General features: G+C 60.7%; 15 protein-coding genes. 9 read left to right on the forward strand and 6 right to left on the reverse strand.

The window, feature by feature from the left end; genetic code table 11:
• Window positions 1-226 precede the first annotated feature (226 nt).
• Window positions 227-1,186, forward strand: coding sequence for a LysR family transcriptional regulator (locus QEN71_RS06790; RefSeq protein ID WP_201661396.1), 960 nt, complete (start codon window positions 227-229; stop codon window positions 1,184-1,186).
• Here the strand turns inward: QEN71_RS06790 and QEN71_RS06795 are convergent.
• The 3 genes from QEN71_RS06795 to QEN71_RS06805 form a co-directional block, all read right to left on the reverse strand.
• On the reverse strand, window positions 1,183-2,127 hold the full coding sequence (locus QEN71_RS06795) for a cupin domain-containing protein (RefSeq protein WP_201661430.1): 945 nt from the start codon (window positions 2,125-2,127) through the stop codon (window positions 1,183-1,185). The genes QEN71_RS06790 and QEN71_RS06795 overlap by 4 nt on opposite strands.
• A 290-nt stretch (window positions 2,128-2,417) precedes the next feature.
• Window positions 2,418-3,113, reverse strand: coding sequence for a hypothetical protein (locus QEN71_RS44765; protein WP_377791973.1), 696 nt, complete (start codon window positions 3,111-3,113; stop codon window positions 2,418-2,420).
• 78 nt (window positions 3,114-3,191) lie between these two features.
• Window positions 3,192-3,575, reverse strand: a complete 384-nt coding sequence (locus QEN71_RS06805) for a hypothetical protein (RefSeq protein ID WP_201661399.1) — start codon at window positions 3,573-3,575, stop codon at window positions 3,192-3,194.
• An 11-nt stretch (window positions 3,576-3,586) separates the two neighbouring features.
• On the opposite strand from QEN71_RS06805, the gene QEN71_RS06810 reads away from it, so the two are divergent.
• From QEN71_RS06810 to QEN71_RS06820, 3 genes are read left to right on the forward strand one after another with little or no spacing between them, the layout of a single operon-like run.
• Window positions 3,587-4,048, forward strand: coding sequence for a hypothetical protein (locus QEN71_RS06810; RefSeq protein ID WP_201661402.1), 462 nt, complete (start codon window positions 3,587-3,589; stop codon window positions 4,046-4,048).
• 9 nt (window positions 4,049-4,057) lie between these two features.
• Window positions 4,058-4,750, forward strand: a complete 693-nt coding sequence (locus tag QEN71_RS06815; RefSeq protein WP_201661404.1) for a nucleotide-binding protein — start codon at window positions 4,058-4,060, stop codon at window positions 4,748-4,750.
• Window positions 4,743-5,516 carry a hypothetical protein gene (locus QEN71_RS06820; RefSeq protein ID WP_201661407.1) on the forward strand — a complete coding sequence of 258 codons (774 nt, stop codon included), beginning with the start codon at window positions 4,743-4,745 and terminating at the stop codon, window positions 5,514-5,516. The genes QEN71_RS06815 and QEN71_RS06820 overlap by 8 nt, the downstream gene beginning before the upstream one ends.
• Here the strand turns inward: QEN71_RS06820 and QEN71_RS06825 are convergent.
• From QEN71_RS06825 to QEN71_RS06835, 3 genes are all read right to left on the reverse strand, one after another.
• Window positions 5,417-5,662 carry a hypothetical protein gene (locus tag QEN71_RS06825; protein ID WP_201661410.1) on the reverse strand — a complete coding sequence of 82 codons (246 nt, stop codon included), beginning with the start codon at window positions 5,660-5,662 and terminating at the stop codon, window positions 5,417-5,419. The two genes, QEN71_RS06820 and QEN71_RS06825, sit on opposite strands and share 100 nt — an antisense overlap.
• 85 nt (window positions 5,663-5,747) lie before the next feature.
• On the reverse strand, window positions 5,748-7,994 hold the full coding sequence (locus tag QEN71_RS06830) for a ParB/RepB/Spo0J family partition protein (RefSeq protein WP_201661413.1): 2,247 nt from the start codon (window positions 7,992-7,994) through the stop codon (window positions 5,748-5,750).
• A gap of 131 nt (window positions 7,995-8,125) precedes the next feature.
• The gene (locus tag QEN71_RS06835) at window positions 8,126-8,959 is read right to left on the reverse strand and encodes a DUF932 domain-containing protein (RefSeq protein ID WP_201661415.1); all 834 of its coding nucleotides are present in this window, start codon (window positions 8,957-8,959) and stop codon (window positions 8,126-8,128) included.
• Between the two features lie 1,145 nt (window positions 8,960-10,104).
• Here QEN71_RS06835 and QEN71_RS06840 point away from each other — a divergent pair.
• The 5 genes from QEN71_RS06840 (at window position 10,105) to QEN71_RS06860 (ending at window position 16,914) form a co-directional block, all read left to right on the forward strand.
• Window positions 10,105-11,082 (forward strand): hypothetical protein, encoded by a 978-nt coding sequence (locus tag QEN71_RS06840; RefSeq protein ID WP_233472157.1) that lies wholly within the window; start codon window positions 10,105-10,107, stop codon window positions 11,080-11,082.
• 278 nt (window positions 11,083-11,360) lie between these two features.
• Window positions 11,361-12,266 carry an AbiJ-NTD4 domain-containing protein gene (locus QEN71_RS06845; protein ID WP_201661420.1) on the forward strand — a complete coding sequence of 302 codons (906 nt, stop codon included), beginning with the start codon at window positions 11,361-11,363 and terminating at the stop codon, window positions 12,264-12,266.
• A gap of 3 nt (window positions 12,267-12,269) precedes the next feature.
• Entirely contained in the window at window positions 12,270-12,902 is a 633-nt protein-coding gene (locus QEN71_RS06850) for a hypothetical protein (RefSeq protein ID WP_201661422.1), read from the forward strand.
• Window positions 12,903-12,913: 11 nt separating this feature from the next.
• On the forward strand, window positions 12,914-14,869 hold the full coding sequence (locus QEN71_RS06855; protein ID WP_201661424.1) for a coiled-coil domain-containing protein: 1,956 nt from the start codon (window positions 12,914-12,916) through the stop codon (window positions 14,867-14,869).
• A 41-nt stretch (window positions 14,870-14,910) separates the two neighbouring features.
• On the forward strand, window positions 14,911-16,914 hold the full coding sequence (locus QEN71_RS06860) for a hypothetical protein (RefSeq protein ID WP_201661426.1): 2,004 nt from the start codon (window positions 14,911-14,913) through the stop codon (window positions 16,912-16,914).
• Window positions 16,915-17,166: the final 252 nt, after the last annotated feature.

Genomic DNA, 17,166 nt, shown 5'->3' on the forward strand with positions numbered 1-17,166 from the left:
ACGACCGCGAGCGAGGCATACGTCGCTTGGCCACTAGACGAGGTTTGGCCAGCAAGCGACACTCGCACATCTGCAACGAAACGATTGCGTTCTCCCAAAGCGGACATTGCATTCAAACGCGAGAATCTTGACCCCGCCACTCGCGCCTCTACACTACGGCTGCGCCGTGGCAGTACACTACCAGCCTGAGCCAAAGCCCGATCACCCGATCCGCGTCAAACATTCAATGGACTACTTCGCCGCAGTACGGGCCTTCGTTCGCGCAGCGGAGCTGAAGAGCTTCAGCAAGACGGCCAATGAACTGGCCGTCAAAACATCGACCGTATCGCGCTACGTGAGCGAACTGGAACATGATCTGGGCATCGCTCTATTCAACCGGTCGACGCGCGGTCTCGTCCTGACAGAGGGCGGCCGGCTGTTTCGTGAACACGCGTTGATAGCGTTGCAGGCACTCGATGACGCGCGCGAAGTGACGTCGTCGCTGAATCGCACGCCGCAAGGCGCGCTGCGCGTGACGATGCCGCCAGCGTTTGGGCGCCTGCACATCGTGCCTCATCTGCCGGCTTTCATGGCGCGCTACCCTGACATCGACCTGGACATCGTCTCGACGGAGCAAACGCTCAACATGATCGACGCGGGCATTGACGTGGCGATCCGTACTGGCGTGTTGCTCGATTCTTCATTGATGGCGAGGCGCCTTGCGCCGCATCGTCGTATCGTCTGTGGCAGTCCGGCGTATTTCGAGCGTCGCGGCACGCCCCGTGTCCCTGTCGATCTGGCCGCACACGATGCACTTCGCCTGCCCCTGGTGCCGGACGACAAATGGTCTTTCACGCGTGCCGCCGCCGGTGCGCAAGCGTCGCAAGAACAGGAACAGGTGGTGGAGTTGCAGGGGCGTTTGCGTGCCGACGATTCGGAAGCCGTGCTCGCGCTCGCCGTGGCCGGCTGCGGCGTGGCGCTCCTGCCAACATGGCTCGCGTTCACGGCCCTGCGCGAAGGACGCTTGCAGCACGTATTGCCGGAATGGGAAGCGCGCACCGGACGAGCCGAACCTGCGGTCTGGGCGGCCTACCCACCGAAGAAGATCGTCTCGTCGAAGGTGCGCGCCTTCGTGGACTTCTATGCCGAAGCGTTTGGCGAGCCACCGTACTGGGACGATGGTCTCACACTGGCGCGTCGACCTTAAACGGCAAAGCGGATGTCTAGCGTGCGCAGATAAGTCTGCAAGCCGGCGTCCTGGATTGGAATCACGTAGGCGTTTTCGTTCGTTTCATTGAAATGCGCATGCCAGTATCCCGGCGGAGTAACGAACGCCATTCCCGTTTCCCAATCGACGCGGGTCGGATTCACGATATTGCCGTCGCTGTCCAGTTCGTTTCCAACCAGCGTATAGACACCCGGGTTGCCGCCAGCGATGAAGTCGAGCGCGATCGACTGGTGCCGATGCGGCTTCTGCACGGAGTTGGGCGGAACGATGCCGAACATCGCCCACAACACATGCGTGACCGTGCGCGTCTGCGGAAAGTTGGCGTTGCCCATCAGCACGCTGATGCGGTTGCGACGATCCGCGTTGGGTTGTTCCGCGACATCGCGCAATGCTGCCTGCGCCTTGGCGGCCGGATAGCGTGTTGGCGCAAATCGTGGGTGGACCCCGGTCGTGCCAAGATAAGCGAGCAGAGGAGCGTCGTTGACGTAATAGAGCGTGGCCGTCACTTCGGCGGACAGCACAGCGGCAGCGCCGCCCGGGAGCGTGAAGAAATCGCCCATCGCAAACGGGAAACTCGTTCTGCCCTGTTCCACAGTACCCGCACCGCTGATAACGTAGCAGACCTGCGAGGTCGCATTCGGCTCGACTGTCAACGCTTCGCCCGCATTGATGCGCAGGAAGCTGGCGCTCAAGCCGGGACCGGTCGCGGGACCCGCGCAGCCTAGCTCCGCGGACAGATCGAGCGGCACGACTCGGGTCGCGCCGTCTGCATATAACGAAGGCGGGAAGCTCCGGAATGGAACGCGCGAGATGAGCTTCGCACCAATCGGATTCGCCGACGAGGTGTATTCGAAGTATTGCGCGTCCTCGGTCGCGATATCGGATTCGCCGGCAAGCGTGGGCGACATCATGGTCAGCATAGTTTGCTCCTTTTGGGTTTTCAGAGAGCTTGGTGCGGGTCCGTTCGTGGAGTGAGTATCCGCATCCAAAGGCTGACCTGACTCTAGACGAGGCACCGTGGCGCCAGAAGTGCCGGACATCGAAATCACCTTTGCGCGAAAGGTACATCATGCGTCCGTTTCGAGGCACGGCAGCTTGTTTCGGACTGGGCCGGTATGCAGTTCATGCATCGTCCGGGGATCGACCAAAAGGCAACGTTCAGCGGCATAGTGTTAAACGGCAAAATTTCATCGTCATCGCTAGCGGACCTTCAATTCGGACGCTGATCGATCGCTCGGGGGCGAGGTCGTGTGGAGACGCCGATTTCGCTACTGAGGGCGAGATTGCCGGTCCGCTCGGTCAGGTTTGACATATCGAGGCTGTGCGAATCGAACATCGCCGCATAAGAAAGCCCCTCAAGGCTCCAGCTTCCAGTCACCTTCATGGCCTTCGTCATCCACGCAGTAGCAAGTTTGTTCATGACTCGCTTGATGTTGTAGGCCATCACCTGAAGGCTCATCTGCGTACTCACCTGCCCACGCGTCCGGGTTAGGAAGTGTGCTGGCTCCATCCAGTGCTTGAACGTGCCGAAGACATGCTCGACAGTACATCGACGGATGGTCGTTCCACCGGGCATCCAGTCGAGGCGACATCGCATGCCCCTCACACCTTTTGAATTCCGTGTCGCACGAACCGTAGCCCACCCCTTTGGTAGTCCGCACACGGCGACCAAAACCGGCGCAAGCCAATCCTGCCATCCCTTGTTTTTGTGTTGTTCAGTTTGTCGTCCGCAAAATCCCATGTGCAGGGTAGCCTGCTGCTGCGCAAAAAAGCGATTGCACGGCGCAAGAAAGACGATCCATCGACGCAGGAAAATGAACCGCTCGTTGGGGGATATGGGCAACACCGTGCGGGTAGATCTCTCTGCGCGCGCAAATCGGCCAATCAATTGAAAACGTGAAGCCATGAGTGCTGGCGCAATATGTAGAAAGCGGGACTACGTGCGTCGCGCAGACAAATTCAAACGAAGTGTTGGCTTTCGACACTAGTCGCCTGTCGCTTCCGCAGCTTGAGCGTGTGAGGTATTGCCGAGCAGCGCAGGAAAAACGCTGTTCAGCAGGGCGATCAATTCGAATCCCGCGATTGCCCGGCGCAACATGCAGGACTGAGGTTTCCCACAGCGCGCAATGTTTCTACCATCGGAACCGCTGCCGAAACGAAATCGTTGATGGCTCCACTGGTAGCCCGTGTGGTCGTGCCATTTCTCGTGCGAATCCTTTGTGTTTGTCCCCGCACAATCGCGAAAAAAATTTACTGTTCCAGCCAGTTCCTCTTCATTCCATTGTGTTCCCGTGCCCTGATTCAGCCTGGATTTAGGGTATTGACGATCACCGGCAACCGTTTGCAAGATGGCATTCAGGCCGTACACCGGAGCGAGTCATGCCGATGGTGAAGAGCTTTACCCAGGCGCAATGGGATGCCGCCTCGCGCCGTCTCGATACGCTGCAAGCAAAGCCTGCGCATGAGCATCGCGTCAATGTCCGGGATGCAATCAGGTCTATGCAGGCCCAGATCAGCAGCGCCCAGAAGAAGGGGTACACGCTGGAGGAAATCGTGCAGCAGCTTGCGCAGGATGGCGTCGAAATCAGCGCAAGCACGTTGAGATACGCGATGCAGCGCGCGGCGAAAGAGAGTCGACCTGTGCAGGCGGAAGCGGCCGCAGTGCAGAGGGCGACGACGCCAACACGCGCGAAGAAGGGTGGTCGGGAACGGTTATCAGATGCCGGCAGCAAGCCTGCCGGGAAAACGCAGGATGGGGGAAGGGCAGTCAGTCAGCAGGGATCAATGGTGATTCGGGACGCGTTCTCGTTCGAGATCACGCCCGATGTTGAAAACTTGTAGAGGGCTCAAATGGACACGACGATTTCCCCCATTTATCTGGTTGGCGGCAGCAAGGGCGGTGTGGGCAAGAGCTTTGTATCGCTTGCGCTGGCCGATTATCTCCAGTGTCAGGATATCCATGCCGCGCTGGTTGAAACCGACACCTCAAATCCGGACGTCATGAAGGCGGTTCAGGACGAGATGCATTGCGTTGCCTATAGTCTGGATGATGCAGACGGCTGGATTGGCCTCGTCAATTTCTGCGACGGACACCGGGACGCGGCAGTAATCGTCAATACGGCGGCGCGTAATCAGGCAGGTGTTGCGCGATTTGGTGCGATGCTGGCCGGTACGTTGGGCGAGCTTCAGCGCCGACTAGTCGTCCTGTGGGTGATTAACCGGCAGCGCGACAGTCTCGAACTGCTGCATGGTTTCAGCCGGACCTTCCCCGATGCGCTATCACACGTTGTACGCAACGGGTACTTCGGCACGCCGGACAAGTTCACTCTGTATCAGACCTCGGAGCTTCGCAAAACCATTGAGAAGAAGGGCAAGTCGCTTGATTTTCCCGAACTCGCGGATCGGGTTGCCGACGAACTGCGTGGTCAGCGTCTGTCGATACGCAAGGCTGTCGAGACGATGCATATCGGCGAACGGGCGGAGTTGCTGCGATGGCGCGCGCTGTGCGGAACGATGTTTGACAGGGTGACGGTCGATGGGTAACAGGCGAGGCAGGCCGCCGGATGAACTTGCCCGCCTGTTTCTCGACGTCACGGGCGAATTACCCGACGACGCCAGTATGTTGCGGATGCGGCGGGTGTCGGGGGCGCTGAACCTGCGCGATAACGATGCGCTGTGGTCTGTGCTGGTCATGCTCGAATACTATGGGCGGCTCTATGAGGCGATGCCGGAACGCATCCGGCAGGCGAGCGCACGCAGTCTCGATGCGGTACGGGCCGAGACGGGCATGGCGGTGGATGCGCTGATGGGGCAGCATCGCGATGCGCTCGCGCGCTGCAAGGCGACGATCGAACTGGCCGAACAGATGATCCGCGAGCACGAAACGCGCTATCGGGCCGCGCTCGCGGAATTGAACAGCGAGGCATTGACGTTGCTGTCGGGACGGGCCGCGAACCGGATTGCTCATGCAGCAGGGAACCGGCTTGTGGGTGCGATAGCTATCGCGGCACGCGATCAGCGGCAACGGCTCGATGCAGCAGTGGAATCGTATGAACGGGTTACTGCACGGCGGTTCGCGAGGGTGTGTTACGGGCTGGCAATCGGCGGCCTGGTTGTGATGATGCTGGCGGCGGGCGTTGGCGGGCTGGCAGGTTGGTGGGCGAGCAGCCATTCTGTGCAGGCAGGCGGTTCTCCGTCCGCCCGCACAGCCTACACCTCATCGGTCTCGCCTTCCATGAACGCGGCGGCATGGCAGAGCACGTCTGCTGCCGCGTCGTTCTGGTCGAAGGCAATCATCGGTGCCCGGTAGCCTTCATCTTCGGCGCGGGCGAGCGCCATGTCGAAGTGCTGCCCTTCACTGTATTGCAGGTCGGTCGCCTCGACGGACGTCAGATAGAGGTCGGGTGAGCCCTCCGCATTGGTGGCGAGCACGGTCATTCGGATGCGGGTGGTCATGATGGTTTTCTACGCCAGACAAGCAGGCAGCGGGTACGGACCTGACCCCTACCCCTCGCCCCGTTGCCGGGGCGAGGGGTAGGGGTCAGGCCGCGCGCGGGCCGGATTGCGTGCCGTTCATGCCATCCGCAGTGGGGAAGGGCCACGGCGTCAGCGGTCTGCTCGCGACGGGAGCGGCTTCTGCGTCGGCAGGTGTGTTGTTGATGTGTTCCGTGCCGGTCCCGGCATCCGGTTTCGGGTGGCCGTCCTCACCTTCCGGCGTTTCGTTCCCTCCGTTCCCGGTATCGGTATCGTCGCTGTCGTCCTCATCCTCGTCGCGATCGGTGAGGATTTCCGGGACCCATGCGGCTTTCACAAGCCGCAGTTCAGCGGCGGCTGCCGCGTCGGCCTTCTTCATCTTGCCGAGGTCGGCGGCCACCTTCGGGGACACGGCGCTCGCGACGACCTCCGCGATGCGCGCCTTGCTGACGTGATCGAAATACGAGGCGCGCGTGGGCGTCCAGTACCGCGTCATGTCGAGGTCCAGGGCACTCGCGAGCGCATTGATGGCATGAGGCTTCTCGTCACTCGCGATACCGTCAAGCAGCGCGCCGGTGCAGAAGGCGAGCAGGTCGAGCAGGGTCGTGCCGGGATCCTGTTCAATCAGCCAAGGCAGCAGGTCCGCTCGCCGCGCAGGGAGTTCACGTCCCCACCGCTCGCGCTGTGCCTCAATGAGACTCCACGCAGTGCTCGTGGGCAGATCGTCCGCCGCGCCGAGTAGACCGTCGCGGTTGCTCGTGCAGGACAGTTTCAGCGCCTGCGGTGCGAAACGCGTCCCATATCCCTCCGGAAAGACTTCCGGAATCAGGCGTTGCAGGACGGCGGCGAGGGCGACGGTTGGCCGAGCGATCAGTTCCGCGTGAACAGCGGCGGTGCGATGCGCAGTGAGGCGCTGGCACAGCTTCGCGCTGTGAACAGGCTTCTCGGTCGCTTCGGGTTTCTCTTTCTCGCCGGATGCGCGTTCAGTTTCCGGCGTGCCGGTCACGGTCGCGCCCACCGCCTCCAGTGCAGCGCTGTTTTCACGGCGCACCAGACCCCGCGCGATGATCAGTTCGCCCTGCGGGCCGACCATCACGAATGCACCCGCTTCGGCCATCTGCTGCGCGTCCCATGTTTCCGCGCGGCTTTCGAGCGCGAAAATAGCCGCGTTCACCCTGTCGATTTCGGCTTCGAGGCGTTCGCCTTCCTCGTAGGCGTTCTCGTTGTCCTCCGACAGTGCTTCGAACTTTTCGGCCAGTTCATCCTGCTGCGCGGTGAGCGTGTCCATGTCTCGCCGTTCGTCGTCGGTGAAGGGGCGCTGCACAGGTTGCAATCTGCCGTAGCGGTTCAGTTCGAACACGTCGCGCTCGATACGCTGTTCGGTCCAGCCCCACCCTTCGATGCGGACTTCTTCGGCGGCGGCGTCGAGCTTCGCGGCGGCGAGGCGTTGCAACAGTTCGGGGTCGGCAATGTAACCCGCGTTTTCGTCGTCACTGAAGAGATCACGTCTCACGTAGCCTCCCGCTGCTTCATAGGCGTCCAGCCCCACGAAGCGCACCAGACGGCTGCGGCTCGCGTCGATCTCGGTGCGTGTGATCGCCTGCCGCAGATAGTTGGGCTGACGTTGCCACTCGTTTGCTTCGAACCAGATACCCTCTTGCGTCTCGTGATCTTCGGTGAGAGCGAGCGCCGAAAGCTGGTCGAGCGTGATGGCGTCCTCGCGCAGCAGGGCAAGCAGCTTTGGGGAGGCGCTGGCGAGCTTCATGCGCCGTTTAATCGTGATTGGCGCGGCGGAGAAAAGCGCGGCCACGTAATCGACGCTGCGACCTTCCTCGGCCAGCATCCGGTAGGCGCGCAGCACGTCGAACGGGTCGAGTCCTTCGCGTTCGCTGTTCTCGATCAGCGAAATGGCAAGGGCTTCGCCCTCGCTGACGATGCGCACCGGTACCGGATATTCGGCGGTAATGTGGCCCTGCTCGAACAGCAGATCGAGCGCGGCCTGTCGGCGTTGACCGGCACAGACGCCAAGCTTGCGATGTTTGCCGCGCGAGCCCTTCACTTCGTGAACAATCAAGTTCTGCAACAGCCCTTTTGCCCTGATGTTCGTGGCGAGCGAGTCAATGCCCGACAGCGGTTTTGTACGGGCATTGAGCGGCGAGCGCCGCAGGGCGGAATACGGTACGGACACGACTGGCTGCTCGTTGCCGAAACTGGTTTCGAGCAGCGGCGCAGCATTGGCCGTCGAGTCTGTGACGGTGTCGGCTGTGGCGGCGTTTGCGGTGTCGTTCATTTGCGTGTTGACTTCGGCTTGCATGATTTGCTCCAGATAGAGAAAGGAAGGTTTCGGGTCACGGTGCTGCGGCTTGCCATCAGGAATGACCCGAATAGGAATCCTGATGGTATGGGCCGGAGTCGGGCAGCGATGGGCCGCTGCCCGTGCCGTGCTTACGCCTTCATCTGACGCATCGCGTCCGCGAGCATCCACAGCGCGCGGTTCAGTTTCACGTTCTGGTCGATGCCGGTGACGGGGCGGGTGGACATGGAGCGTCCGCTGCGCGAGCGCCCGTGCAATCCGCCTTTTGTTAAAGATTCTTGAATGCGGTTAAAAACCGTCCAGAGATCGTCGCGGCGGTCCTCGAAGCGGCGCACGTTGAGCAGCTGGCTTTCTGTGATCGGGGCGGGCGCTTCCGTGTCGGTCGGGTCGTAGCGCAGGGCGAGGGCCGAGCGGGCGAACGCGTGCTGTTCGTCACGGGTGAGTGTCACGGCGCGCATGCCGTCCTTCTGTTCGCGGATCAGGTCAAAGCCGTCGAGCACGTCGAACGCGCCGTTGACGACGTTCTGCACGATGTTGCCCCTGTGGGGGACGCGGACCTCGCCCACGGTTTCGCCCGCAACCATACCGTTCTGGCAGACGAAGCGATAGACGCCACCGAGTAACTGGAACCCGCTGCTTCCATCGTGCGAGTTGAGGAGGATGATTTCGTTGACGTCCTCGCCGGTAATCTCGCTCGCAGGGCGCATGCGGATCAGATGCTTGGTGAATTCGCGCTTGTCCTGAGCGCGCACGCGGGTCTGGCACACCATGAAGGGCTGGAAGCCCTCGTTACGCAGGCCACGCAGCACATCGATGGTGGGGATGTAGGTGTATCGCTCGGAGCGGCTTTCGTGCTTGCCGTCCGCGAAAATCGATGGCGCGACGCGGCGCATCTGGTCGTCCGAGAGCGGGGAATCGGCGCGCAGCATCGGGGCGCCGGAACGGAAAGAGGATGCGAGTTGCATGGCAGTCTCCACAGTCAAGGTTGAGGTCTGAAACCGGGCGGAGGAATGCGCCGTGCCGTTGCGGCTGGACACCTTCCGGTGGAACTCGGGGTTGGCCTTGCTGCCGCCAGGCTCCCGGGTTTCCGCCCGTGCGACTGAAGGAGCCGATAGCGGGCAGGCGTCAAGGAAAAAGGCGAGGGAGGGGTGCGGGCAACACGGTCCCTCGCCCCTTGATGCCTGCCCGCTATCGGCTACGGTCGCGGGTCAAGGGCGGTAACCAGGGAGCCGGATGCATGCCGCGTCCCGGGTGGACCGGGCGGCGATGCCGCGGATGCGGCATCTTCCTCGAAGGCGACGGGGCTCACTGCTGCGCCAGGGATTGATGCCCGTCAGGGGCGAGACGCGGAACGGGGCTCGACGCGCAGCGCGAAAGCCCGGTCACGATGCGTAAGCGGCGGGGGGCGCCCGACGTTGACACGGGTGGCGTGGCGAGCACAGGCGCCAATTACGATCTATTGCCAGCGGACCGCGCCGCAGGTCTGAAGCAAGGCGGGGGTCAACGCCCGGTTTCCGTGTCTGTCGCGCGGTACGGTGCGGGTATCTGGCCGCATGCGTACGCGACGAGATCGCGGCGCGCAGCCAATGCGGGTGCACTGGGTCCGGGAGGTGGTCATCCGGGCTTATCCGGGGGCCATTCATCGGTATGGACGGTCCGGCTGTCACGTCTTGGTGCGCAACGAACCGGAGGCGGATCGCGGATAGCTGTTGCAGCCAGATTGCGCCCGTGCGGCATCCGCCGCGGTGCCTTCGCGTGCAGGATGAACAAGCGCGGAGACGGTCTAAGGCGAGCCCTGCTCCAGCGGCGCGGAGGCTGTCCGGCTCGCGGATCCGCTTTTCCGCAAACAGTCGGTGTCATTGCACAAATCCGGCGCGCAAGCCGGTCATGCCGATGGATGTCGCATCCGTCTTTCAGGGACGTTTGCGTGGGTCGCGCCCGGCGCGATTTACCACCGGCGCTGTCGCTGGCCAGGCTCACGGGTCCGCGCGGTACCTTCGCCACAGGTCGTTATTTCAACGTTGCTGTTACGCGCACATCGGCGTCTTGATGGGATAACATACCCATTCCTGACAGTAAAAGATTTAGAACGATGGGAAAAGGAATCAGGATGCGGTCCGCACTGGACCGACGGGGAAAGGCGTGGACCGTCGAGGCGTTGCAGGCGCTTCATGACGGGCAGCGGGAGATACCGGATCTCGTCTGCGATCATCCGCCGTGCGGGTGTGCGGTGCGTTTCGTACATCGTTACCAGCAGAACCGCTCCAACCGGATCGAGCCAATCGATGTGCCCGCCTACATCGGCCTGACCAGTGATTCCGAGCATGTCGCCGGATGCCGCTATGACGCGCCGGGACGGTTGACGGCGATTGTCGCGCAGTCCGATCCGGATTTCGTGAAGGCACTCGACACCGGCAAACGCGAACTGCGACTGCTCGTGCTTCACAATGGGCTGCGCGGCAAGGGGCTTTCCGGCACGACGCCCGTCCCTCCCGGCACGGGTACCGGGACGCCGGGCGGGAATGCGACCATCGATGTTGTCCAGTCAGAGAAGAAGCTCTCGGGTTACGTGCGAACGACGGCCGACCTCGTCGCCCTTCGCGCGTTATGCGAATCGGATGCGTTCTTGGCGTCGGAACTGATTCTGCGTTTCGGTACGCGACGCATCGCATGGAAGGACTTCTTTTTCGAGCGTGAGCGGTACGACGAAGCGTGGGAGCTGGTGAGGCAGGGCGGGACGAACGCCTTCCCGATCGCGCTGGCGGCGACCGTGCGCTCGCACTACGTCCCATCACCGGGAGAGAAGTTCAAGAATGCTTTTCTGAACTGTGACGCGCTCTACCGGAAAACCGCTGCTCCAGACCGTGTCGAGACGTTCGAAGTCAGCATTGCCCATGAGGACGCGAACTGGCTTTTGAGCTTTCCAGTGGGTGCCGATATTGTCATGTTTGGTCTCTGGCGGGTGCAGGACAGGGTGGAGAAGCAGGGCAAGGACCCGCGCAATCCGTCCAAGGTCGTCACGTACGTGACGCACAAGTTGATGCTTGCGCCGAAATTCCGGCGCCAGGTGGTCCGAACGGACGTGTAACTGACGAATGCCATCGTGTTGCTGACGAGTCTGAGTCCCTGGATCGGATGAGGCGGCCATTCGGGCGCATGAGGTGGCGCCGCGCAACTGCGCCGCGCCACCTTCACGGATGCAGGTTCAGTTTGTATCAGCGGGGTGCTGTAAGGACGGCCTCGTATCGATCGGCAGGTTCGAGGTTTGCGAAAGCGAGGCGCCCGAGCTGCGCGAGGCGAAGGCGGTGCGACAGCGAGATGCCGGTGACATGGTCGGGCAACTACTTTGGAAGATTGGGCAATTCGATGGGCGACTATTTCAGTGATCGTGAGAACGGTCCGCGGGCGCGGACCATACAGACGATTTCACCAACCGTGTGGGCCGGGATCGTTGCGGTGGTTCAAGGACTGCTCAATAGCGGCTCGTTTGGATTCCGTTTTCCGGAGCGGTGTTCTGACGGGCAGGTGATTTGCGGTTGTGATTCCGATTCTCTGGCGGCGGCAGTGCGGGCCGAGATGCCGGGGCTGTTGTGGCCGCTCGAAACCGCACGCGCTAAAGACGACAACTATTATTCTGAACGCGAGCCGTTCGCGCCGGACACGCTGGTGATTCTGGACTTCGTCGAGTTTGTCCACGATTCGATCGCAAAACCGGTTCTCGGCGAGTACCACAGCTATTTCAAGCACCATCATCTGAGATTTGACCAGCAGGACGGGCGGGATGAGTTTAGATCGAACGTCAACAGTCTGCTTGCCCGCAACGGTGTGGCATACGAAATGTCGCCAACGGGGCGCATGGCACGCGTGCTTCCCCCAGTGTTGGGCGAAGAGCTGAGGCGCACGAGCTTCAATACCGGTGATCGCACGCTGGACAATATGCTGGATGAATGTCGGGCGAAGTTTTCTGACCCGAATCCGCTGGTGCGCCGTGAGGCGCTGGAGCGACTATGGGATGCCTGGGAGAGGCTGAAGTCGCTTGCGGACCCTGACAAGAAGCGGTCTGTGAAGATCATTCTGGATGCAGTTGCCACGGAGCCATCGCTTCGAGCCCGACTTGAGGCTGAGGCGTTGGAGTTGAACAGCATTGGAAATAGTCATCTGATCCGGCACTCGGAGATCGGCCAGCGGCCAGTCATAGACGTAGATCACGTTGACTATCTCTTTCACCGCTTGTTCGCAATGATCCAGTTGATGCTGAAGAAAAAAGGATAACGCGTGAACGCTCGTACGCCTCATCGGGATGCAATCCGAATACTGTTTCTCCTGAACGCGGGAAGCGTGCAATGGGTGGATCAGAGCGACGCGGCCGTCGCAAGAATCTTCAAGGGTGAAGCACGCTTGCACGCATTCGATTTCTGGATGCGCAATCCCGACTATCTGGCAAGCGAGCTTCTTGACTCCTTTGAAGCAACCGGTAATGTGCGACACCTCACGGCGGCTGAAGCAATTTTCGACAGTGACGAGCCGGATTTGAGGCGGATTCCGATGATCCGCTATTTGTTCGGTGCATTCGAGCGGCTTGACGATGCCTTGTCTTTGCTTCGGTCGCGCGACCTGGTGCGGATCACGGGTGTCAAAACCAAGACGAAGGTTCACGAGACGGATTTCGTCCTGACGAGCAAGGCAGTGGTGGTCTGCGAGAATGCGATCATCAAAGAGCCCATTCTGGAATGGTACGCAGATCGCGCCGCCTTGATCGCAGACGTCGCTGGCAGCCGCGGAGGCGGGGCGCTGAAAGAAAAACAATACGAGCAGGCCACCTACGCAGAGACGCAACTGGGCGGAGTCATCCCGCCGATCGGCGTTGATGTGCGTCAGAGGCTTGCCAGCCTGAAACGAGCCGCCTGAGGAAGGAGACCATGGCAAAGGCAAACATGGAATGGCTGGACGCCATTGCGCACAGGGCCAACGTGTCCCTGACCCGTGTGGAGGAGGTACTTACGGCGCGGCATATCGTACCGACGCCTGTATTGCCGGCTCCGCGGAGGATGAAGCTATTGAGCATCACCTTCGGAGGAGTGAAGCTGGAGGTCGAGGACAAGGGCGCGTATACCTTTGAATGGCCCGACCTCGGTGAAGGACTGTGGGGCATGATGACGGACCGCAACCTTCGCGGTAAATCGTCAATCATGGAAGTCGTTCGCTGGATGCTGCGTGGCAAGCCGTCGACAAATCTTCAGGATGACGTGAGGGCGTGGATACAAAACGCGTCGGTGCGATTCGAACTTGACGGTGTCGAGCATGAGATTCAGGTTGACTGTCGGGAAGGGGCGCGCGGATCAATGAGCCGGCGAACATCGACGGCGGGCGCTGCAACGGTAGTCGCGTCATTCAGCAGTGACAAGCAGTTTGAGGCGGTCATGTCGGACTTCTTTCTGCGTGCGTTCTCGATGGAAAGCCTGGCGACCTGGCGAGACAGTGAATCAGAGGACAAGAGTGGGCAAACGGTGGTACATGGTTGGCCCGCATTGTCCGGCGCCATGTTCATCGGCACCAATTACGACGTTGTTCTGGGAGACCTGCCCGCAACCACCGGAACGCAAGCGCGGCTGATGCAGATGTATCTGGGGGTCCCCTGGGTGTCGACGCTGGCGTCTGCAACTGCTGCCCGGAAGCTGGTCGACTCCGGCAATGAGCTGGATAACCGGCGCCGGAGTCAGGCAGCTCGGTCTCGACAGGCACGGGTGGCAGAAATCGAAGTGCAGCTTGAGGAGAAGCGCGCGAGCCTCAGTGCGCTGCCGTCCGACGAGTCGATTCAGGCCGAATTGTCACAGCTAAGCAGAAGGTATGCCGAGTCCAGGCGACGAGAGAAGGCGATGCAGGAGCGCCTGGATCGCGAGACCGTTGCCGAGGACCAGGCAAGTGCGGCTTATCTGCAGGATCGCAGAGACTTGCAGGCCCACAAGGACTCCACCGCGGCTGGGGCGATCTTTCGTTTGCTTGATCCGACCTGCTGCCCCCGGTGTGATCATGAGATCGACAAGGAAAAGAAAAAAAAGGAGGCCATCAGCCATGCATGTGCGGTGTGTGGTGAAGGCATCTCTGGCTCTGAAGATGCCGACGTGATCCGAGAGGAACTGGAGGCCAGTGTCAAAGCCTCGAAGGCGGCGTTCGACAAGGTTCAGAAGGCCAAAAAGCAGGCTGGCGATGACCTGGTTGCGTTACATGAAGACGTGGATCGTATCGAAGCCAGACGCGATGAGCTAACCAGTCAGCTCGGCACATTTGAAGCTCGAAGGTTGCTGGCAAACGAGATTGCGATTCTCGAAGGGCGTCTCGAAGAGGCGCGATTCGACCCCGGTGTCAGTGATGTTGTGGATGATGAACCGGCGGTCCTGAAAGCAATCGTCGTTGAAACCGAGTCGCGCCTGAAGGCGGTGCGCGACGAGTTTCTCGAAGAGGTCTCGACGAGTTTGCTGCGATACGCGCAGAGCTTCGGGATGCACAGCCTGTCGAAGGCTGAACTTCGAGGCAATGCAAACCTGTTCCTTGTCAAAGGCGGCGCGGATACCTCCTTCAGCAAGGTGACGAAGGGGGAGCGTCTCCGTCTGAAGGTTGCCACGGTGCTCGCGATGATTCAGGTTGGCGAACGGCGCGGCATAGGGAGACATCCGGGGCTGATCATGATTGATTCACCGGCCGCGCAAGAAGTCGCACCAGAAGATCTAAAAGGACTGCTTTCAGGCCTGGAGGGTGTGCGAGAAGAGCTCCCTCATCTTCAAATATTTGTTGCGGGTATCACCTCACCTGCGATGCACGAATTCATTCCAGGAAACCGTCGTAAGGAAGCGATAAACGGAGGGTACCTGTGGTAACGGATGCCACAGCCCCCCCGAGCCACCCGTTGGAGCGAGCGTTGTATGGGCTGTTGGGCGAAGGAAGGGTGGTAGGCGTCGCTGATCTCGGCGGCTTGGGCGCGATCGTTGAGGGGTCTTCGACCGTCGCGACGTCACCGCTGGCGGGCGAAGTTCTGGCGGCAGTGCTACGTGAGCCCGGTCATGCGAGTGGGGATGACGCGCTGCAATGGAGAACTGCCGTAGGTAATCTTGTCCGGGGTGCGGTGACCGATACCGTTCTGGTCGAGATGATCGATGCGGCGCACGCTTGCGAAAGCCTTCCGGAGATCGTGGCCGAGGAGATATTCATGGCCTTGCTGCAGAAGGCCACAAGCATGTCAGGGGAGATATCTGGTTATGCGCGCGCGGTTGCGCTGGAGGGAGCGTTCCGGTTTGCGCTATCAAACAGGCGCAGACAATTCCGCTTGCTCGACGCGCTGTTGAGCATAACACTGGCCGATGGGCCTGAGTATCTCCCGTATGCGGCAAAGATTCTCGGTGTCGCGCATTCCTATTGGCGCGAGGACGAGTTGGTCAACGTGTTGACAGGCCTCGTCGATTGCGAGGAGGCTGCCTACGAAGCGACGTTTGAACTCGGAATGGCAGCGTTGACCTCTGCGCTTGATGAGCCGCGCAGGGAGACCGCTGCTCGCTTGTTCGGCGAAGCCTTACGCTGGTTCAGGAAGGCTCAGGTATTGCGAGAGCACGCACCTGAAGCGTTACTTTACGTCGAGAGTCTCACGCTTCTCACTGACTTCGAAGGGCACGGGACGAAGCCGGAGTTGGCGGCGAGAAGCCGGTCGATTCATCAAGCGGCCTTCGAGCTGCTGGCTTGGCATACGGACGATTCCTCACCCGCATGGCTGGGCGCCCGTCACCTTCAGGCGTCGTGCTGGAACAGCCTAGCCAGCGTGTTGATTTCTCTGGTGGACAGTCTTGATGAGGTCAGCTGGTGGGAACCGGCGGTGGTCATCGAAAGCCAGGTGCTGGCTGCATATAGTGCTGGGCGCACGGTCCTGAAGCGAAATCGTGAGGGATATCTCGAGACGTTGCTGCGCCCGAGGATTGAGGCATCGATTGGGGGCCGTGAAGGACACGCCTATCTGGTGAGGCGCTGGGCTCTGCAAAATCAGCAACATGCATTGATACCAGAGGCGCATGCCTTATTGACGGGCATCGAACGCGCGATGTCGCCTGCTGTCGAGGTACCGCGTCACCCTTTTGAGGCAGGAACCGTTTGGGCGCCGGTTGCTGCCGTACTTTCGCAAGCCCGTTGTAGTCTGGAAACGGAGCACAGGGTCAAGGAGTTGATCGCCAATGCATTTACGTCCAGCCTGGAAAACCTGAGTGGCACCGAGATCGATATTTTTGATCACTGTCGATCTGCGGTTGAGAAACATCCAGACCATCGCAACAACGTGCGTGGTGCGAAGCTATTCGATACCGTCCTGCTCTGGACAGTCCGGTTTTTGAAAAACCGGCTTGAGATGACCAAAAAGGACGATGCCACCGTTGCCTATCTTTTCGAGAGTGCGGACGGGACGCTGCCGCTCGAAAGCGCCCTGCAGGATGACTATTTTCGCTGGCTCGCCACGCAGACGGCGGCTGGTGAAATCGAGGCCACGAATCTGGGGAGCGGTCGAGCCGATGTCGCGCTTAAGACGACTGGCGAACGGATTGTCATCGAGGTCAAGCGCGAATTGCAGGATGCCTCGTTCGATGCTTTGACGAAGAGCTATGCGGGCCAAACCAGTGACTATCAGAACGTCAGTATCCGGCTCGGATTTCTACTGGTCCTTGACCTGACCGAAGCGAAGCGGGCGGGCACACCGCATATGCGCTCTCTTGTCGAGTGTCGCTCTGTGTTGCGAGCGGGAGAGGACGCGCCACGGTATGTCGTCATTGTCAAGGTGCCTGGGCGCAGGTACACGCCCCATGCCGTTCGCGCGGACGCAATGAGCCTACCGCAAGGCGGCAATACCGCGCTCGTCGGGATACCTGGACGACGCTCTCAAGTCACTTGACCGTTACAGTTTTTTATCTCTGCGGTATCGGGGAAACAATGGAGAACCTCAGGGCGAGCAGAAGCATGGCGCAGAGATTGTGCTCCGCTTAAATTTTACGGTGAATCGCGATCTTGCCCCCTTGTGCTTTCCGCTCGCGCTGATTCCAAGGTCATCGTGAAGTTATTGGCGTGAAAGAAGAGACTTTCATGTACACCCGCGCGCATTGGTGCGCTCGAGTCTGCCGGCCAGGTTCCGACGCGATGATGAATT

This window comes from Paraburkholderia sabiae (genome assembly GCF_030412785.1).
GTDB classification, from domain to species: Bacteria; Pseudomonadota; Gammaproteobacteria; order Burkholderiales; family Burkholderiaceae; genus Paraburkholderia; species Paraburkholderia sabiae.